At 40.0% G+C, this 20,828-nt stretch carries 18 protein-coding genes and 1 tRNA gene; all 19 read right to left on the bottom strand.

The annotated features are described in order from the left end of the window. Positions 1-585 (bottom strand): restriction endonuclease subunit S (locus HMPREF1516_RS08370; protein WP_033606320.1); only part of this gene is annotated, 585 nt, incomplete at its 3' end. 33 nt (positions 586-618) lie between these two features. Continuing rightward, positions 619-1,584, bottom strand: coding sequence for a site-specific tyrosine recombinase/integron integrase (gene xerA / locus HMPREF1516_RS08375; protein WP_033606321.1), 966 nt, complete (start codon positions 1,582-1,584; stop codon positions 619-621). 112 nt (positions 1,585-1,696) lie between these two features. After that, a complete protein-coding gene (locus HMPREF1516_RS08380; protein ID WP_033606322.1) occupies positions 1,697-2,107 on the bottom strand; it encodes a type II toxin-antitoxin system death-on-curing family toxin in 411 nt (136 codons plus the stop codon). Beyond that, the gene (locus tag HMPREF1516_RS08385) at positions 2,104-2,340 is read right to left on the bottom strand and encodes an AbrB family transcriptional regulator (protein ID WP_000260600.1); all 237 of its coding nucleotides are present in this window, start codon (positions 2,338-2,340) and stop codon (positions 2,104-2,106) included. The genes HMPREF1516_RS08380 and HMPREF1516_RS08385 overlap by 4 nt, the downstream gene beginning before the upstream one ends. A gap of 82 nt (positions 2,341-2,422) precedes the next feature. Then, complete coding sequence (locus HMPREF1516_RS08390; RefSeq protein ID WP_033606323.1) at positions 2,423-3,601, bottom strand: restriction endonuclease subunit S; 1,179 nt, start codon at positions 3,599-3,601, stop codon at positions 2,423-2,425. A gap of 12 nt (positions 3,602-3,613) precedes the next feature. Then, positions 3,614-5,107 carry a type I restriction-modification system subunit M gene (locus HMPREF1516_RS08395; RefSeq protein WP_000627758.1) on the bottom strand — a complete coding sequence of 498 codons (1,494 nt, stop codon included), beginning with the start codon at positions 5,105-5,107 and terminating at the stop codon, positions 3,614-3,616. Between the two features lie 143 nt (positions 5,108-5,250). Beyond that, positions 5,251-6,177, bottom strand: a complete 927-nt coding sequence (locus HMPREF1516_RS08400) for a bifunctional riboflavin kinase/FAD synthetase (RefSeq protein WP_033606324.1) — start codon at positions 6,175-6,177, stop codon at positions 5,251-5,253. A gap of 142 nt (positions 6,178-6,319) precedes the next feature. Beyond that, a complete protein-coding gene (smc, locus tag HMPREF1516_RS08405) occupies positions 6,320-9,859 on the bottom strand; it encodes a chromosome segregation protein SMC (RefSeq protein WP_000280890.1) in 3,540 nt (1,179 codons plus the stop codon). Next, the gene (rnc, locus tag HMPREF1516_RS08410; protein ID WP_000661472.1) at positions 9,850-10,548 is read right to left on the bottom strand and encodes a ribonuclease III; all 699 of its coding nucleotides are present in this window, start codon (positions 10,546-10,548) and stop codon (positions 9,850-9,852) included. Before rnc ends, smc begins: the two co-directional genes overlap by 10 nt. A gap of 182 nt (positions 10,549-10,730) precedes the next feature. Beyond that, positions 10,731-10,802 (bottom strand) — tRNA-Arg (locus tag HMPREF1516_RS08415). A 66-nt stretch (positions 10,803-10,868) separates the two neighbouring features. Then, positions 10,869-11,855: a GMP reductase gene (locus HMPREF1516_RS08420; protein WP_000931165.1), complete on the bottom strand. Its 987-nt coding sequence runs from the start codon at positions 11,853-11,855 to the stop codon at positions 10,869-10,871. A 167-nt stretch (positions 11,856-12,022) separates the two neighbouring features. Further along, positions 12,023-13,342 (bottom strand): McrC family protein, encoded by a 1,320-nt coding sequence (locus HMPREF1516_RS08425; RefSeq protein ID WP_084647667.1) that lies wholly within the window; start codon positions 13,340-13,342, stop codon positions 12,023-12,025. After that, positions 13,326-14,954 carry an AAA family ATPase gene (locus HMPREF1516_RS08430; RefSeq protein WP_033606326.1) on the bottom strand — a complete coding sequence of 543 codons (1,629 nt, stop codon included), beginning with the start codon at positions 14,952-14,954 and terminating at the stop codon, positions 13,326-13,328. Before HMPREF1516_RS08430 ends, HMPREF1516_RS08425 begins: the two co-directional genes overlap by 17 nt. 161 nt (positions 14,955-15,115) lie before the next feature. Then, a complete protein-coding gene (locus tag HMPREF1516_RS08435) occupies positions 15,116-15,895 on the bottom strand; it encodes an L-threonylcarbamoyladenylate synthase (RefSeq protein WP_000160503.1) in 780 nt (259 codons plus the stop codon). Between the two features lie 25 nt (positions 15,896-15,920). Further along, positions 15,921-16,514, bottom strand: coding sequence for a 3-isopropylmalate dehydratase small subunit (leuD, locus tag HMPREF1516_RS08440; RefSeq protein WP_000410623.1), 594 nt, complete (start codon positions 16,512-16,514; stop codon positions 15,921-15,923). Between the two features lie 9 nt (positions 16,515-16,523). Further along, the gene (gene leuC, locus HMPREF1516_RS08445; protein ID WP_000907568.1) at positions 16,524-17,906 is read right to left on the bottom strand and encodes a 3-isopropylmalate dehydratase large subunit; all 1,383 of its coding nucleotides are present in this window, start codon (positions 17,904-17,906) and stop codon (positions 16,524-16,526) included. Positions 17,907-17,909: 3 nt separating this feature from the next. Continuing rightward, complete coding sequence (locus HMPREF1516_RS08450) at positions 17,910-18,179, bottom strand: DUF1294 domain-containing protein (protein WP_000762442.1); 270 nt, start codon at positions 18,177-18,179, stop codon at positions 17,910-17,912. Beyond that, entirely contained in the window at positions 18,176-19,213 is a 1,038-nt protein-coding gene (gene leuB / locus HMPREF1516_RS08455) for a 3-isopropylmalate dehydrogenase (RefSeq protein WP_000162565.1), read from the bottom strand. The genes HMPREF1516_RS08450 and leuB overlap by 4 nt, the downstream gene beginning before the upstream one ends. 11 nt (positions 19,214-19,224) lie before the next feature. Further along, positions 19,225-20,787: a 2-isopropylmalate synthase gene (locus HMPREF1516_RS08460; RefSeq protein WP_001255109.1), complete on the bottom strand. Its 1,563-nt coding sequence runs from the start codon at positions 20,785-20,787 to the stop codon at positions 19,225-19,227. Between the last annotated feature and the right edge of the window lie 41 nt (positions 20,788-20,828).

Genomic DNA, 20,828 nt, shown 5'->3' on the forward strand with positions numbered 1-20,828 from the left:
TAATTTTGATAATCTATGTTTTTCCCAACCCATTTCATTCAAAACAGGATCCCCAAACATCTCGTTAAATCGGGATTTTACAAGTATATTAAACTCTTCAAGTTGTTCTTGTCTCCTTAAAATCAGCTTGCTTAACAAATCCAGTTCACTTGCAATTCTTTGTTGCTCTCTCAAATTTGTATATGAAACCATAATATTATCGAAATATTTTTTAGTTAAATGTTTCATTGTGGAACCATGAGTATGTTTTATAGCATCTTGCAAACCTTTTTCAACAACATATTTGAAATATGATTTATCGATATCCATCTTATCGAAAACAACTTTAAAAATGTGCTGATTTAACACTGCGGATTTTCCACACCACTGAAAAACCCCTAATGTCCCCGACCAAGAAATAAGAATATCACCATCTTCAACAATATATTTTTTATCAATCGTACCCGAATAATAATTTATCTCTTTTGAAGTTTTAGTCAAATTCTGTATTCTAATAATCTCTTTTCCTTCAGATGACCAATCCTGAGGTTTAAAAGCATAGCCATTAATAAAAGTAGCCACTTCCCCTAACTTCACTTTCTTCATGCAACAACCTCCTCGAAATATCGGGATTTGCAGTTAAGAGATGAATTTTTGATGCGAATATTTAACGTTGCTTTGGTTTACCATGGCATAGGCCAGGGTTGTATCAATTTTGCTGTGACCAAGTAGCTTTTGGACTTGTTCAATAGGCATTCCTTTATCAATCGCCTTAGTCGCTAGGGTTCTTCTGAATTTATGTGGATGAACCTTTTGTATTCCAAGTTTATGTCCTAACTTTCTCAATCGAATCTCGACACCAGCAATTCCAAGTCTCTGGGCTTTTCCAACTAGCGTTACAAAAAGAGCTGGATGACCATCTTTTCTATCATTGAGATAGTTTCTTAAATGGATTTTCGTACGAGCATCAAAATATACGGGTCTTTCTTTTTTTCCTTTTCCGAAAACAACGCACTCTCTGTTTTCAAAATCAATATCAGAACGATTCAACTGGACCAGTTCTCCTACACGCATACCTGTCGATGCTAGTAGGTCAATCATTGCCAAATCTCTTAAATTTTCACAATTATCTCTCATAATTTCGAGATGTTCGTCCGTATAAGTTTCTTTCACAGTTTGTTCTGTTTTAATTTTTTTAATCCTTCGAATAGGATTCTTGATGATATATTCCTCTTGCTCAAGCCAAGCAAAAAAAGAGGACAATATACGCCGAATATTGTCCAAATTCGCCTTACTACAGCCCTTTTCAGATTGATAATTTGCTAGATAACTTCTTAAATCATCTGTTGTCAGTTGTGTCACAGATTCCTTAATATGATGAAACAAATTTTCAATTGTTCTCTGATAATAACGTATTGTTTTTGCGCTACAGCCCTCCACCTGCTTAGCAGTTATGAATAGTTGCAACAGATTATTATTCGAATGCTTCTGCTTCTTTTTTCCATCCACTAGATGGCGTTCTAAACTCTCTCGCAATGCTAGTAATTGTTCATTGTTTAAAAAGGGTAACATTTCTTGTATGATAATTGTAACTTTTGATTCCATAAATTCTCACTTTCATTATTACTCATCAATAAAAAGAGACAATATCAGTTTCTGCATTTCAGAATTCTAATATTGTCTGTTTATTTTCTAATACTCATTCAAATCCAACACACTAGCTTATTTTTTCTCTGACAGAATATTGAGAAACCCATTTAGAGTAGCTTATCATTTTTTCATCAGTTAAAGCTTCTACCGCTATAGTCACGCACATATCAACCGCTTCTTCCACGGAAATAGTAAAGTGATAACCATTTAATTGTAAAAACTTCACCAAAACAAAGAAGGCCGTTCGTTTATTGGCATTGGCAAAAACATGCTTCTTTATCAATTGGACAAATAATATTGTTGCTTTATCAAAAATTGTTGGATAAAGAGGTTTGCCAAAAACAAATTGTTCTGGTAAGTTCACAATCATATTTAACGCTGAAGGACTAACTGTTTGAATTTGCTCCTTTGGAGAATACCGTTGAATTACTAAAGCATTGATTTTTTCAATTTGCTTTTCTGTTAGATAGACTGTCATTTTTCCACCAAAGCTTTGAAAACATCGTCGTATTCATCAAAAATTGTATCCAATTTTAAGTTAAAGGCATCATCAGAAACATAAGAGACCTGATGATCCAATTCTTCAGGAGTAAAGATAATTTCACCGCTTGGTAACAATTTTGCTTCGTATTTAACACCACTTGGAATATTGAACTCGCTTGGAATCGTAATAGTGATTGAATTTCCTTGTTTTCTTGTTTTTACGACCATCTAATTTCCTCCTTTGAAGTATTATAACAAATAATCACGGTAATTACAACGATAGTGTAAAACTGCTATTTCATCTCAAATCTTAACCGAAATATTCCTGCATAAGTGATTTTTTCAAGGTTTCCAATTCTTCCAGAGATTTTTGAATTGCCAATTGTGATTTGTCGACTTGAGCCACAAAGTCTGCGAATTCGTTTTGGAGGGAAAGAGGGGGGAGGGGGACGTATAATTCTTCAATCTGATTTTTTGTTATAGCTTGACGGGTGGCGCCTGAACTTTCTCCTATTTTCAGTAACAAACTCTTAAACTCTGAAGTTATTAGAAGTTGATTTAAAAATATTGGTGATAATAAATGCTTTTTACAACGAATTATAGAAACGTGCTGATTAACTCTTGCAGGCAAAATATTTTGAGGAACAATACAGCAACGAGATACAGATGCACCTGTAATATTAAGCAAAACATCGTCGGATTCAACAATTACATTATTTAATTTTTCAGCCTGAATATTAGTTAGATAAGCTAAATCTTTGAACATAAATTTACCATCATATACATTCATACTTCTAATAAGTGCTATCCCTTCGTTGACATAACTTTCTCTTCCTCCTCTAGGTGTAGCCCCTGAACCGATTTTTAATGTTAATTTTGATAATCTATGTTTTTCCCAACCCATTTCATTCAAAACAGGATCCCCAAACATCTCGTTAAATCGGGATTTGACGAGCTCGTTCAATTTTTTATTTTGTTCTTTACGACAGCAAATTAATCGTTCAATCAAATTTAACGTACTAGTAATCAACTCTTGTTGCTCAACTGAAGGATAAGTAATCTCTACTTTTTTTAACCAGTCTGTACTTAAATTTTTTTGAGCAACACCATTAGAACTTCTTATTGCTGACTGCTCAAACAGATCTGAATTAAGAAATTGAAATACATATTCTTTGGAAATTAAACTATCAATAGTTCTTAAACAGGCAACCCGTTGATTTAACGCAGCAGGAAGCATTGTTTTACTTATTAATCCTACTCTTCCAACATTTCCTGTTAAAGACATAAGCAAATCATTTTCTTTTAAAATATACTTCTCGATTGAATTTGTATATTCAATTGGATAGTATTTGGGATCACTATCTTCGATGTATCCTTTTTGAACATTAGTAATTCTTATAATACGAATGCCTTCATTAACATATAGCAAACTCTTGAAGGCAAATCCATTTAATATCTCACAAACTTCCCCCAACTTCACTTTTTTCATACATCCATCTCCCTACTTGAGTAATTCTTCTAACTCTGCCAAGCCAGCTTGAATTTCTTTTTCTAGATCATTAATTTTCTTTAAGATGACTTCTGTTGGTTCATACTCAACTTTTTCATACTCAATTTCTTTGTATTTATTGATCGATAAATCATAATCATTATCCTTTATCTCATCGACTGGAACAAAGAAAGACTGGTCCGTTCTCTTACGTTCTGCTTCATTTTCAAGTTGATGGAAACGTTGAATAATATCTGGAATATCATTGTCACTGATCGGTTGTCGTTTATCATCCAAACTTAAACCATCTGCTTTCATATCGTAAAACCAGACCTTATCCGTTCCACCATTTCCAGTTTTTGTAAAGATGAGAATGGCGGTTGAAACTCCAGCATAAGGTTTGAAAACACCACTTGGCATTGATATTACAGCATCCAATTTATGATTCTCTACAATTTCCTGACGAATTCCTTTATGGGCTTTAGAAGAACCAAAGAGGACACCGTCAGGTACAATAACTGCTGCACGTCCCCCTGGTTTCAATGTACGCAAGAAAAGAGCAAGGAAAAGTAATTCTGTTTTTTTGGTTTTTACAGTCGCAAGAAGATCATTTGAAGTTGAATCGTAGTCAAGCGATCCCTTAAATGGAGGATTTGCTAACACTAAAGTGTATTTATCTGCTTCTTCATTATCTTGAGATAGTGAGTCAAGATAACTAATTTGTGGATTTTCCACTCCATGCAGCATCATGTTCATTGCACCAAGTCTAAGCATAGTTGTATCCGTATCATTCCCATGAAACATAATGTTATGAAAATGGTTGATATTATCTGGATTGGTTTCCCATTCATCTTTTTTACGCTTTAAGTAACGGCTAGCAGATACTAAGAAACCCGCAGACCCCATAGCAGGATCTGAGATAATATCCTTGATAGTTGGTTGCATCAACTCAACCATCATATCGATGATGTGACGAGGTGTACGAAATTGTCCATTTTTACCTGCGGTTGACAATTTTGATAGCAGATATTCATAGATATCGCCAATATCATTAATCCCCTGTGTGTCACTATCAAAGTCTATACCTGAATCTCTGGTTGGAAATTCATCTAATATAGAAATCACCTTTTGGAGAGTAGCAGGTTTATTTATTTGAAAGATAGCTTCACGCATATAACGTGAAAAAGCTGTATCATCAGTATCACCCTTGAGATTCTTCATAAATGGAAAAATCTCCTGTGTCATTAAACGATAGACTTCCTGAGCATCTCCCATATTCTTAAAAGTCGACCAACGGTATTCAGGTTTGTCTTTTGGAAAAATTCCCTCATAAGAAATTCCTAGAAACTCAGCATCGCTTTCGCGTCCAAGCTCGACACTATCCAAATCCTTCATAAACAGAAGATAAGTCAATTGTTCAATATTTGTTAGAGGATTTGCATTTCCTTCAGTCCACAGCATTTCCCACAGCTGATCAATTTTATTTTTTAATTCGCCTGTAATCATACTAGTCTCTTTTCTTTGGTTTTAAAGTTATGAATATCACTATTTTAACAGATTTTCAATCAACCTTCAATTATGTTTCTTTCTATTAAAATTTCTTTCAAAAATAAAAAAGCAAACACAAAATTGGTTTACTTTTTTAACTCTCACTCTCCATCCTTCCAATTCTGAGCAATCTCTTCGTCTTTCTGGAGTTGGTCTACCAGTTCCTCTACGGAGTCAAATTTGACCATATCTCGGACACGGTCCAGCCAGTAGACCATGACGGTCTCACCGTAAATATCATCTGAAAAGTCAAAAATATTGACTTCAAAACGTGGTTCTTCTCCATCAAAGGTGACATTTTTGCCAACGCTCGCCATTCCACGATATCTCTGACGCTGCACTTCCACATCGACTACGTAAACACCGTCCGCTGGCATATAAGTTCGGTCTCTTAGGACCAGATTTGCTGTTGGATAACCGATAGTACGCCCACGAGCATTTCCGTGAACGACCATCCCACGAGATGGGAGCGGAGTGCCGAGCAAATGATTGACTTCCTTTACATCTCCATCAAGAATTGCCTGACGAATCCGTGTAGAACTAATCTTGCCCTTTTCATCCTCAACTGGAGGAACAATGATGATCTCTCCATCAAAATAGTCCTTCAGGTCATCCGCAGTTTTCTTATCAGACCCAAACGTGTAATCAAATCCTGCCACGATGATAGCCGGTTTTAAAGCCTTGATATAGGTATCAAAGAATTCTTTCCCTGTTAGATTGGCGAACTTGCTACTAAAGTCAAGTAAGAAGAGAGCCTCTACTCCGTGCCACTTCATCTTGTGCTCCCGTTCCTCATGGTTGACAATATGAAGCATGAGCTCAGGTTGGTAAGGTTGTAAGGCAAGTTTCGGCGATTCTGTAAAGGTCATCACGACAACTGGCAGATAATCCTTCATCGAAGCCTTGCTGGCCACTTCAAAGAGTTTCTGATGTCCCTTGTGGATACCATCAAAATAACCTAGTACAAGGACTGTTTTCCCTGGTACTGCAATATCTTTTTCGTTCTTAATAGGTACTGTTGTAATCATGAAACTATTATATCATAGAGCAAGTCTTTTCGCTAAGAGGAAATCCCAAATGTCGTTTTTGCGCCTGAACTGACCGTAAGAGAAGATTTAGCACTTTAGTTTTAAAAAATAGCACCTCCTAAGAGATGCTATCATTTGGTAACTAGTCTATTGTTTCTTCCAAATCTTTTAACTTAACCGAAACAATTTTAGATACACCTGATTCTTGCATGGTAACTCCATAGATAGAGTCCGCTGCCGCCATCGTTCCCTTACGGTGGGTCACGACGATAAACTGACTATCCTTATCAAAGCGGTTGAGATAATCCCCAAAACGTTTGACATTAGCTTCATCCAGCGCCGCCTCTACCTCGTCCAAGATGACGAAAGGAATAGTCTTAACTCGGATGATTGAGAAGAGCAGAGCCAGAGCAGATAGGGCTTTTTCACCACCACTCATGAGGTTGAGAGACTGGATTTTCTTACCTGGTGGTTGAACAGAAATCTCCACACCAGCTGTTAAAAGATCGCCCTCAGTCAATATCAAGTCTGCCTGACCACCGCCAAACATCTGTCTAAAGGTCACTTTAAAGGACTCACGAATAGCCTCAAAGGTTGATTTGAAGCGCTCCTTAACCTCATCATTCATCTCTGTGATGGTCTCAAGGAGTAGGTTTTTCGCAGACAAAATATCATCTCGTTGACTATTGAGGAAGTCCAGACGGTTGTGAACTTCTTCGTACTGGTCAATAGCGTCTAAGTTGACAGGGCCCAGCGAGCGAATAGCCTTCTCTAAATCCTTAACCTCTTGCTCCGCCAGAGTGAGATTTTCCAGTTCATGAGCCTTTTCTAGCGCCTCATTATAGCTAATCTGGTACTGGTCTGTTAATTGAGCTTGTAGATAGCGCAAGCGTTCGCTGACCTTTTCCTTCTTGGCTTCAGCACGTGTTTGCTTGCGAATCCACTCTTCGTTCTGCTGGCGAGCCTGATCCAAATGGCTGGCAATATCATCCAGTTGACCCTCGATATCATCCAATTCAAACTGCTTGCGAATCAGACCTTGTTGAAGATTGGCTTTCTGAGTTTTGGCCTCTTCCGCCTGCTGACTTAGCAGATCCGTATCAACCTTCTCAAGATTATCAACCTTTTCTTGGAGAAGGCGCTGAATTTCCTCTTGTTCGATATCCAGATTATCCAGTTCCTTACCTAAGCGTTCTATATCAGTCACTTCGTACCGCTTTTGTCCTTGCAGTTCTGACTTAAGCAAGCGCGCTCGAGAAATCTGTTCCTGCAAGTTTTGATAACGTTCTTGAATAGCGTTTTTGTTAGACTTAATCTCTTCAATCTCAGCTTCCAGATTTTGCTTTTCACTTGCGATAGTAGAAAGGCGCTCTTGGCATTTTTCCTTATCCGCTTGCCAATCTCCTTCAGAAAGACGATTTAATTCCTCTTCTTGAAGTTTCCAAAGCGTTTCCAGTTCTTCGACCTGCTGATTGGTTTGTTGATAAGCAAGGTACAAACCTTGCTCCTGAATACGAGCTTGCTCACCCTGAGACTTGATAGCTTCTAATCTTTCTGCCAATACTGCCATCTCATCTTGCAAGGCCTTCAAATTCGCTTCTTCTGACCGCAAGTCAGCTTCTTCTTTAGCAATTTCTTTTTGTAATTGCTCCAGTTCTGGCTTGATGAAAATACTGTTGTTTTGACGATTGGCACCACCCGCGTAGGAACCACCTGTACGCAATTCGGTACCATCAAGCGTCACCATACGAACCTGGTAACGAACTTGACGAGCTGAGGCACGCGCATGTTCTACAGTATCAAAGATAGCCGTCGTAGCAAGCAAGTTTTTGAAAATGGCTTCTAGTCTCTTATCAAACGACACCAACTCATCTGCCATGCCCAGAAATCCTGGGCTTGCAGCGATAGCATCTTGATTCTGACTCGAAATCGTACGCGCTTTGATCGTTGTCAAAGGAAGGAAGGTCGCACGACCAGCTCTGTTACGTTTGAGGAAATCAATCGCCTTGGTTGCCGCGTTTTCATCTTCTACGATGATATGTTGACTACTAGCTCCAAGTGCAATCTCCAAAGCAGTTTGATAATGTACATCAAAGGTCAAGTGTTCACTGACTGCACCAATGATCCCACCAAGACGGTCTTTTTCTTGAAGAACACTCTTAACACCCGCATAAAAATTACTATGATTTCTTAGGATGTTTTCCAAACTTTGGGCTCTAGCCTGCTTGTTTTTGAGACTATCCAGACGGTCAAAGAGTTGACTCTGCTGGGCTTGGTAAGAAACTTTCTGCTTCTCTTGTTCCTTGGCACTAGCTTGGTAGTCTGCCAATAATTTCTGAACCTGCTCCTTGGCAGTTTCAAGCTCAGCCTGTTGTTGACTGGCCTTCTCTTTAGCTGTAGCCAGCTGTTCTTTCAATTTCTCAAGTTGATCTGCTTGTTTTTGAGATAGTTGACGGCTGTTCTCCAGTTCATTCTCGATGCGGGTCAGTTGGTTTGAGACATCCGCTTCTTCTTGTAAAAGCGCCACAAAACGTTCACGCAGGAGCTCAATCATCTGGTCAGGATCATCTGAAAAAGCCAGCAATTCTGCCTCTAGGCGATTGAGTTCCTTGTTATTTTCAGCTAGACTTTCCTCTAACTGTTCCAAGTTCGCTTCTTTTTCAGATTTTTCTTTACTCAGAGCCTTTCTCTTATCTTCCAAAGTCGCCAAACGGGTTTGTGCTTCTTGTTGATTGAGAGCTACTTGCTCGGATTCCAGTTTTGAAAGGGCTAGTTTTCGCTCTAAGTCACTGATCAAACTAGTCAAATCCATCAAGCTTCCTTGATCCTTGGCCATTTCAGCCTGGAGATCCTGACGTTTCTTTTTAAGAGTTTGATTTTCCTCTTCTAACTCTTCACGCTTTTGGTAATAGCTAGTCAAGAGTTCCTGAACCTGCATTAGCTCTTCTTCTGTTAGCTCTAGTTCAGTCTTATTTTCCTTGATTTGGGCAACCAGTACATCCAAGTAAATCGCCTTGCGTTGACCATCCAAGTCGAGAAACTTGCGAGCATTCTCGGCTTGTTTTGCAAGGGGCTTGATTTGATTGTCCAACTCATAGATAATGTCCTCTAAGCGGTCGAGATTGTCCTGAGTTTGTTGCAGTTTGCTTTCTGTTTCTTTTCGACGAGTCTTGTATTTTAAAACTCCAGCAGCTTCTTCAAAAATAGCTCGGCGCTCTTCAGGCTTGGAATTAAAAATCTCCTCAACCTTCCCTTGGGAAATGATGGAGAAGGAATCCCGTCCCAAACCGGTATCTAAGAAAAGGTCATGAATATCACGCAAGCGCACTTTCTTGCCATCAATTCGATACTCGCTATCCCCACTACGATAGATATGGCGTTCTACCTTAATGACTTGCCCTGCATCCTTGATAAAGCCATCTTCATTGTCCAAGGTCACGACAACAGAGGCATAATTGAGCGGCTTACGACTTTCAGTTCCAGCAAAGATAACGTCGGGCATCTTACCACCACGAAGGCTCTTGATACTGGACTCTCCCAAGGCCCATCGCAAACTTTCTGTGATATTTGACTTTCCAGAACCATTGGGCCCAACGACAGCTGTCACGCCTTGGTCAAATACGACCTTAGTCTTGTCAGCAAAGGACTTGAATCCCTGGATCTCAATTTCCTTTAAATACATGAATCCAGCCCTTTCTCAACTGCATTTTTGGCGGCCTCTTGTTCTGCCAATTTTTTAGAACGGCCTTGTCCTTTTCCGATACTCTTGCCCTCAACTAGAACTTCTACATCAAAAACCTTATCATGGGCAGGGCCCGTCTCAGAGGTCACCTGGTAGCGAATATCCACATCGCCATTGACCTGGAGTAGCTCTTGCAGGTGTGTCTTGTAATCCTTAATCATTTCAAAGTCACCTGCTTCAACCTTGGGAATCATGACTTGATAGATGAACTCTTTTACCCTAGCAACATCCTTGTCTAAAAGCAATGCTCCCAAAAAGGCTTCAAAGGCATCTCCAAGAATGGTGTCACGATTGCGCCCACCAGACTTTTCTTCCCCTTTCCCCAGCTTGATAAACTGATCAAACTGGCAATCACGCGCAAAACCAGCCAAACTCTCCTCACGGACAATCATGGCACGGAGTTTAGACAAATCTCCCTCTGGTTTCTTAGGATATTTTTTATACAGATATTCTGAAATCAATAATTGCAGAACAGCGTCTCCTAAAAATTCCAAGCGCTCATTGTGTGAAATTTTTAAGAGGCGGTGCTCATTGGCATAACTCGTATGAGTAAAGGCAGTTTCCAGTAAGTTTTTGTCTGCAAATTCGATTGCAAAACGCTTCTTTAGTACAGTTTGTAATTCTTTCATACCAACCTCTTTCTAACTGATAACAGTCTCTTTTATTATATCAAAAAAAGCCCCCTGAGTCACTTTAAAACGGGACTAGAGGGGATTTGAGCATTTTTTAGAATAAAATTTTTAATTTTAGGGGCAAATTTGGGGCGAGATAAAGAAAAAGCCTTATTTAAGGCTTTCTTGGGCTATTTACATCCACCCTGAGGGAATCGAACCCCCATCTCAAGAACCGGAATCTTACGTGATATCCATTACACTAAGGGTGGAAACTTGTTCCATTATAACAAAAATTTGCTCTAATAACAAGTTTTTTTCTAGCCGTATAGCCCGTCTTAGTGGGATGCATCCCCGTTCCAGATAGAGTTTTTCACGATCACATAATCAACGTGCTTGAGGTCAGCAACCTTGCGTCCACCTGCGTAGGAAATGGCACTTTGCAGATCCTGCTCCATCTCAGTGAGGGTATCTTGCAAATGTCCTTTGGCAGGAAGTAAGATGCGTTTTCCTTCCACGTTTTTATAAGCTCCTTTTTGGTATTGAGAAGCTGAACCATAGTATTCTTTGAACTGTTCACCTTCAACTTCAATCGTTTTTCCTGGGCTTTCGATGTGTCCTGCAAAAAGGGAACCAATCATGACCATGCTAGCACCGAAACGGATAGACTTGGCAATGTCACCATGGGTACGAATCCCACCATCAGCGATGATTGGTTTGCGCGCAGCCTTAGCACACCAGCGTAGGGCAGCCAACTGCCAACCACCTGTACCAAAACCTGTTTTCACTTTGGTGATACAAACCTTCCCAGGACCGATTCCAACCTTAGTAGCATCCGCACCAGCATTTTCCAATTCACGTACAGCTTCTGGTGTTCCCACATTCCCAGCAATGACAAAAGTATCTGGCAATTCTTTCTTGATGTGCTGAATCATAGAAATCACGCTGTCTGCATGACCATGAGCAATATCAATCGTGATATACTCAGGAGCATCAGCCTTGAGTTGGCTAACGAAATCATACTCATAGTCCTTGACACCGACAGAAATGGAAGCAATGAGCCCTTGATCGTGCATGCGTTTGATAAAAGGAATGCGCCCAGCCTCATCAAAACGGTGCATAATGTAGAAGTAACCGCCTTTAGCCAATTGCTCTGCAACATTCTCATCCAAAATCGTCTGCATGTTGGCTGGTACAACAGGTAGTTTGAAAGTGTGATTTCCAAGTGTGACACTTGTATCCGCTTCTGCACGGCTCTTAATGACACATTTATTAGGGATCAACTGAATATCTTCGTAATCAAAAATTGGAAATTCATTTAACATATCGATGTCTCGTTTCTTTTGTAATGACCTACCTATGCTTGCGCATCCCTACGTCTTTTACGACGTTTCCTTGAATCATTATAAACCAAAGTACAGTTTTTGTCAAATAATTTCAATTATAAAATAATAATGTTCGGTTTCTTGTTTAAATATAAAAAGTGAGGAGATTAGTTTCTCCCCACTTCCTTAGTAATATTCCTTTTAAAAGTTTCTTCGGAGCTTTCCATCATTTCACAAAATTCATTATAAGATGAAGCCTTTTGAGGAATTTGTATAGACAATTTCTTCAACAAAGCTCCATAACCTGCTAGCTTTCCTATCTCATTATCAACAACCTTTTGCTTGCTCGGAAAAACAAGACCAGCTTTCTCAACTTTTAAAATATAAGAATAGGAAATCAGCTGGAATAAGTCCTCACGGTTGATTCCTTTTTCAGTGAACTCCAGTTCTTTATATTTAGCATCTAAAACTATTTTTAACTCTTTATGATAAAAATCTGGAAATACTTTTCTTTCACGGTCAGAAAATACTGAAATTCCGTCCGTCTTATCCTTATTTCGTGGATGGATGAAAACTTTTGGCAACAAGGTATAAACATACTCTTCCCAAAGCCAGGAAACATCAAAAAGAATACCATGGATTTTTTGCTCTTGATATCCTAACCCATGTTTCTCTCTATTTAGAATCATCAGGCAAAGCTCTTGCAACTTTCTGTACTCGTGAAAGTATGCATGACGTATAGGTTTAGATTGATTTCCCCGAATAATCTTAGCACGATCAGCTAGTTTATAATATGGTGTTACTCGCACGATTTCTGCCACATTTTCACGACTAGTTAAGAGATTATCAAGGAGCCCTTGCCCAATGATTTTCTGATTCTTAATGTACTCAATCGTATGCCGAATCAATTGCATGAGTGAATTATCATAGGTAAACTCTCTCGTTGTGTAGGCGATATTTCCCATAAAAGGAACATTCCTCTTAAGATGATTTCCTACATCTATCACTCCCTTTACATGACTGTCGTTATGAGAAAATCTCTGGTATTCCTTATAAAGACCTTTTCGGAGAGCCGCTTGCAGATATTTTGGAAAGAGGTAAATCAAAAGTTGATAGAGTCTATCCTCTTGAGATAGACCGACATCCAAACTATTCAGATTGATATTGAGAACCTTTTGTAAAAGATAATGTAAAAAATGGTCGTTACTTTCATCAGAAAAACGAGAGGAAATCGTTAATCTTTCCTGACCGCATCCCAGAAAACCAATCACATTGCCTGTCTTGATTTCCTGATTAACTGTTTCCAAAATCTTTTGGTCCTTGTCTAAATCAGGAGAATTCATCAAATCATTTGGAAAAATAAAAATATTGTCCTCTTGAGATAGGTTATCTAGTGTTCTATCAAGGAGCGCTTGACTTAGGTTGGGAAATTCTGCGACAAAGTCTTCTCTAGCAATTCTATGCTGATTATCAGTTATCCGCATCATTATCACCAGTATCTTGCTGATCTGTTTGCTCTTTATTTGTCAGATCAAATGCTTTTTTCAATGTATCCAGAGTTTCGGCCTCCTCATAAGAACCACGTAAGTAATCTTCCAATAGAGGTTTGAGGTAATCAGACCAGAGTAACTCATAGTCAAAATCCACTTCTTCCAACTTAAGGAAATAACTTGGTCCGATATGATAATGACTGTTTAACTCCTGAACGTTTTTGATAGCAGCGTTCAAGTTTCTTAAACGTTTTTTCGCTTCTTCCTCATGTCCATCTAGTTTCTTATCTAGAATGTATAACTGGCTTTCAGCAGTAACTTCAACAAAACGGAAACGACGACGCATAGCAAAATCAAAGGTATCTACTGAACGGTCAATATCATTCATTGTTCCGATGATGTAGACATTTTCAGGGATATAAAATTTCTCATCCGTCTCATGTAAATTAGCATACTGGGTGGAAACACTCCCCCTTTCGCCACGATATTCAGGATCAATAGAGAAAAAGAGTTCCCCAAAAATCTTAGAAATCTCCCCACGGTTGATTTCATCGATGATGAAAACGAATTTCTTGTCTGTGTCAATCGTTGGAGATACATAATCACATAATCCATAACTTTCTTTCATGTGATCCAAAACAATTTTTTGATAAGTTTCGTACTTTAAATTAGTCTCTTCACCCTTGTACAAAAGATACACTTTTTCTTTGGTAGCAACAGGAGAATCAAACTTCACATTCCCTTGACTGTTTAGACTGGCTGGAACAGAACTACGAGGAAAGAAGTATTGTCCTTGCTTTTCATTGATAGCATCCGTTAGCCTAGTCCACGTTTCCTCAAAATTATCTTGGCCTCCAGTTTTTTGAGCTTCTTTAGCCTTCTGACAAAACTTCTTAAAAATGCCGTCCTGCAAGCCAAAGTTAATCTGTCCATCATTTACCAGGATTGGTCTCAACCCCTCTACAAAATCCGTATAATCATAGGAAGGGTGAAACTGTACAAATTCGATTTGGTCTTCGTTGCCACCCGTTAATTCTTTGGCAATTTCTTTAGCAAGATAAGTTTTTCCTGTGCCAGGAGCACCACGGAGGATGAGGTTTTTGGATTTTTTTAATTTATCTAAATAATCGTTAATATTTTTATACATAACAATTTTCTCTATATTTTTTCTGTATGTACCATTTATAATAGATTTATATAAATTGATACGTTCTGAATTTCTATCCCAGTTGATGGTTTGTCTTGTACCTTTTTTACCTTGGTATTCCCATCCACCATCTACTTTCAACCATTTAACACCAATACAATGTTTAAATGTTTTTTTAGATTCGTCAAAATAATAAGGTTTCACACATTGACCAATTCCTAAAATTTCCTTAACCCCTGTGGTAGCTATTATGTAATCATCTTTTTTTATGTCATGAGCAAATTTCCAAATAAATTTATCTCTCTGTTTTCCCTGTTTCAATTCTTGAGGATTTTTATAATCTAGAATACTAGACAAATTAGAATCAAAATCTATACAAGCTATATTCTCTTCTTTAAATAGGGACCAAACTTTTCCACCTCCTCCTGCAACTATCATCCAATAATTTAATTTTTCTTCCATTTTGTAGCTCCATTTTCATATATAGACTAGTCAGTATTTAATATTTCAAAATCCTATTTCATATATAGAATATCATATCCTATAAAAAAAGAAAAGAATTTCTAAAGAAAAGTCCAGTGTAGAGACTTTATTCCCTCTCAACACTAGACTTCTTTTCAATATTAATAATACTCCCCTTGACGATAATCCCATGAGTTAAAGGTATCTGACAGGTGCATCATAATCTTATCAATGTCAAGCCCTTTACGGATCACAACTGGAGCTGGTGAGATTGAGCGAGCTCCTCCTTGTTCTGGGATGAGTTTACCATCTTTATCAACCATAGAAACCATCACCCCTTGTTCGTAGCGAGTTTCAATCGTTTTGTCAGGCTGGATTGATGCCACGTAGTCGTCTGCTTCAATGACAAGGTCCACTGCTCCTTCGATACGTTCTCCGATACCTTCCACCTTACCACGATTTCCTTTTCCAGATGGGTTAGCTGATGATGCGTATACCATTTTACCTTCTTCCCAAAGTTTAGCAGCCAACTGTTCACCAGCTTTACCAAACTTGATGACAAAACAGCTAGTACCACGCACGTCTGTCATGAGTTCTTCACGACCATCACCGTATGCTTTCAATTTTTCAAAGGCTTCTGGTTTCCAAGGAAGGATACAACCGAGGAGAATGTCTTCGTCCCAATGTTTTTGGTAGAAGGCTTCAATTTCTGGATTGAGTTGTGCTAAAGCGCGAAGCTCGTCCATGCTACCACAGAGAACAACCCCTGGTTTGTTACGGTTACGCTCTTTGGCTTCAAACTTGCGTTCAAGTCCTGCCTTATCGCTAGTCATGATGATATAACCAACCTTGGTAGGACAAACGATACATCCGCCCTCACCTTTTAAAATGTCATAGCCTTCTTGTGAAAGTGTTCCGTTCCATTGAATGTGTTTTGTCATAGTTCTATTTCCTTTTCTATTTTTTCTAATCCTGCCAGTAGGCTGGGCGTTGTTTTTCATAAGCAGCAATCAAATCTTCATACTGCAAGGTAATACCGATATCATCCAAACCATTTAAGAGCTTGTGTTTCCATTCGCTATCGATTTCGAAAGTGAAGACTCCAACTGGTGAGATGATTTTCTGTTGTTCCAAGTCCACGGTTATCTGATCGCTTGGTTGTAACTGGGCTAGTTTCTCTCTAACCTCTCTGGGTTGGACAATAGGTAACATACCATTATTGAGTTCATTATTGTAATGAATATCACCGAAAGACCCTGCAATCACGACCTTAAAACCATAGTCAGCTAATGCCCAAGCTGCGTGTTCCCTAGACGATCCTGCGCCAAAGTTATCCCCTGAGATGAGAATACTAGCTTTACGGTATTCTGGTCGGTTAAAGACAAAGTCTGGGTCCTCAGTATACTTGTCGTCCAGATAACGCCAAGCGTACATAAGGTACTTACCAAAACCTTTCTTATCAATTAACTTGAGAAACTGCTTGGGAAGGATTTGGTCAGTATCAATGTTATCATTCATAAGAGGAACGGTAGTTCCCGTATAAACTGTAAATTTCTCCATATCCTCTCCTTACTGGGCTTCTGGCATCTGTCGAACATCTACGAAACGCCCTGCGATAGCTGCCGCAGCTGCCATGGCTGGACTGCAGAGATGGGTCTTAGCACCAAAACCTTGTCTGTCCTCAAAGTTACGGTTGCTAGTTGAAGCGCAGTGGACACCATCTGGAACCTTGTCAGGATTCATCCCTAGACACATAGAACAACCTGGATCTCTCCACTCAAAACCAGCATCTAAGAATACTTTATCCAAGCCCAACTTCTCAGCAGCTCGTTTCACAGGACGAGAGCCCGGGACTACGATAGCCGTTAAGTTAGGAGCAATTTTCTTCCCTTTGACAAATCGCGCAGCCAGTTGTAAATCGCTGAGACGAGCATTGGTACAAGATCCAATAAAGATATAGCCTAGTTCAATATCTGCTGGCTTTTGACCAGGCTCCAAGTTCATGTAATTGTAGGCTCGCTCATCATTCATATCCTTAATTTCTGGGAAGCTACTGTCAAAGTCAACACCCATAGCAGGATTGGTTCCCCAAGTCACCATAGGAGCCAAGTCTGAGACATCCATCTGGATAACCTTATCATAGACAGCATCATCATCACTAACCAGTCTTTTCCAATCGTCTACTGCCACATCAAAATCCTTGGGAACACACTCGCGACCCTTTAAATAGTCATAAGTCTTCTGATCTGGATTCATGATTCCCATCTTAGAGCCAAACTCGATGGACATATTGCAGATGGTCATCCTCTCTTCCATGGTCAGTGCATCAATCGCTTGCCCACGATATTCAACTACATAGCCAACACCACAGGCAACGCCGTACTTGGCAATCAAGGCGAGAATGTAATCCTTGGAATAGACTCCTTTTTGAGGAACACCAGTGAATTCTACTAACATTTTCTTGGGTTTAACTTGCCAGAGTGTCTGAGTAGCGAAGACATGCTCGACCTCACTGGTTCCAATCCCAAAGGCGATAGCTCCGAAGGCTCCGTGAGTTGCTGTATGGCTGTCTCCACAGACGATGAATTTTCCTGGTTGAGTCCGTCCTGTTTCTGGACCAACCATATGAACGATTCCTTGTTTTTCAGAGCCGTGGGCCGCATGTTCGATCCCAAACTCCTCAACATTTTCAGCAAGCTTATCGATTTGCGCTTTCGAAATGACATCTCGAATATCGTAGATATTGACAGTCGGGACATTGTGGTCAAAGGTTCCAAATGTCAAGTCTGGTCGTCTCAATCTTCGACCTGCATCTCGCAATCCTTGAAAAGCTTGGGGACTGGTCACCTCGTGGATATAGTGCTGATCCACATACATGAGTTGGGGCTGCCCTTCTTCTCCAGTGATGACATGACGGTCCCATAATTTATCAAAAATCGATTTTCCTGCCATCCGTTACCTCCAAATAAAATATAAGGCTACTAGTGTAGTTACCATCCCGAGAAACCAAACTGTTTTAAAGTACCATTTTCTAGTTTTATGGTGAAAGGTGATTCCTGCCAACCAAGCACCAAAACCACCGCAGACAAGTGCTAAAGTCAATAATATTTTCTCTGGGATGCGCCAAGCACCTCTTCTTGCCTTGGATTTGTCAATGCCGTAAATCAAGAAAACCATGACATTCCAAATCAAAAGGACTAGAGTAATTTTTTCATCTAACTTCATAACCTTGCAATAATAGCTTCCGTCATTTCCTTGGTCGAAGCCTGACCTCCTATATCTTGCGTTAAAATTCCTGCTGCCAAACTGGCTTCTACTGCATGTTCGATACGCTCCGCATCCTCAAAACGTCCAAAACTATCTCTCAGCATCATGGCCACTGATAAAATCATGGAAATAGGATTGGCAATTCCTTGACCTGCAATATCAGGTGCTGAACCGTGAATGGGTTCATAGAGACTTGGGCCATTTTCAGAATGACTGGCTGATGGCATAACCCCAAGTGTGCCAGATAGAACGCTTGATTCATCAGATAAGATATCTCCGAAAAGATTTTCTGTCACGATGACATCAAACTTAGCAGGATTGGTAATCATGAGCATGGCAGCTGAGTCCACCAACTGGTGTTCCAAGATCACATCTGGAAAATCCTGTGCGACTTCCTCCGCCACTCTGCGCCAGAGTTTTGATGTGGCTAGAACATTTTGCTTATCGATACTAGTAACGATTTTTCTGCGACTTCTTGCGATTTCAAATGCCTTGCGAAGAATTCGCTCCTCTTCCTCATAGCTGTAGTCGTTGATATCACGCGCTTTTCGCTCTTCAAGGATATGATCCCCAAAGTAGATACCACCTGTCAACTCACGCACCACGACAAAGTCTACACCAGCAATTCGTTCCGGTTTGAGAGGTGACAAATGCTTGAGACTGTCAAAGATTTTTACGGGGCGAATATTAGCATAGAGATTGAGTTCCTTACGAAGCGCCAGCAGTCCTTGTTCAGGCCGAATCGCTGCCCCATCATACTGGGGACTACCGATAGCCGCCAGAAGGATAGCATCTGCTTCCCTACATGCCTTGAGGGTTTTATCAGGTAGGGGATGCCCCGTAGCATCAATCCCAGCACCACCAAAAGGTCGCCTTTCTATCTCATAGTCAAAGCCTGTTTTTTCAGCTAGGGCCTCCAAAACTTCCAAACCAGCTTCCATGATTTCTGGACCGATTCCGTCCCCTGCTAGGACCACTATTTTCTTTGTCATAGCCTTCTCCTTTACACACTAGGCATATCGCGGTAGGAAACACTATGCCCCATCTCACCAGCATTCTCCTTTTGAACAAAGGTATTGGCATTGATGTAGGCAATAGCCGAAGCCTTCAGTACATCGAAATCAAGCCCTGCTGCGTTAAAAATGGTTTCTGTATCTCTGTTTTCAACAGTAACCAAAACCCGAGCCTGGGCATCGATCCCATCTGTCACAGCATCAATGGTATAGGACACCAAGCGGACAGATTGGTTGAAGAACTTATCGATAGCGTTAAAGATTGCTTCAACGGAACCTTGCCCTGTTGCATTAAATTCGACTTTTTCACCATCCATATTGGCTAGGCTAACAAGTGCTTCAATGTCATTATCTGCATGAGTTTGAAGTTGTAAATCATCAAAGTGGAAGCCTTCTGGATTTTCAACCATGGTTCCAGCTACCAGAGCTCGAATATCTGCATCTGTGATTTCTTGTTTCTTGTCCGCTAACGCCTTGAACTTAGCAAAGAGTGGTTTGATATCCTCTTCTGCAAAGTCTAGAGCCAATTCTCTTAGTTTCTCAACAAAAGCATGGCGACCTGACAATTTTCCAAGCGGAAGACTATTACTCTTAACACCAACCAATTCAGGTGTGATGATTTCATAGGTAAGAGGATTTTTAAGAACTCCATCTTGGTGAATACCAGACTCGTGAGAGAAGGCATTTCCACCAACCACCGCTTTGTTTTTAGGAACTGGAATACCAGAGAAGCGAGAAACCATTTCTGACGTATTAATGGTTTCATTTAGGACAATACTTGTTTCTGCTTGGTAGTAATCTTGGCGAATATTGAGGGCCACTGCTATTTCTTCAAGGGCTGCATTACCGGCTCGCTCCCCGATACCATTGATGGTCCCTTCGACTCGTCCTGCACCATTCTTGACAGCAGAAAGGCTGTTAGCCACTGCCATTCCGAGGTCATCATGACAGTGAGGTGAATAGATAATCTGACGATTCGTCTTGACATTCTCAATCAAGTGTTTGAAAATAGCTCCGTACTCTTCTGGCGTGGTAAATCCAACCGTGTCAGGGATATTGATATAAGACGCACCTGCATCAACTGCTGTTTGAACGACTTGCAAGAGGAAATCCAACTCTGTCCTGGTCGCATCCTCTGGAGAAAATTCGACAATTTCAAACTTAGAACGTGCGTAAGAAACATGCTCCTTAATAGCTTCTAAAATCTCTTCCTTGCTCTTATTTAGCTTATACTTGCGGTGAATCGGACTGGTAGCGATAAAGACATGAACCTGTGGATACTTGGCATCCTTAAGCGCCTCGTAACAAGCATCTATATCAGACTTGACCGAACGTGCCAAACCAGTTACAGCAGTTTTCTTTAAGACCTTGGCAATTTCCTGAACTGCCAAAAATGAATCTGGACTCGCTGCCGGAAAACCAGCTTCGATGGCTGAAATACCCCATTTCTCCAGCTGTCTTGCGATGGCAACCTTTTCCTTGATTGAAAAATTAACACCTGGTGTCTGCTCACCATCACGGAGACTGGTGTCTAGAAACTCAACTCTACGCATAAGAATTCCCCCTTCAAAATTTCAGTATAGAAAAAACATCT

It is taken from the genome of Streptococcus sp. CM6 (assembly GCF_000526095.1).
Classification (GTDB): Bacteria; Bacillota; Bacilli; order Lactobacillales; family Streptococcaceae; genus Streptococcus; species Streptococcus oralis_BW.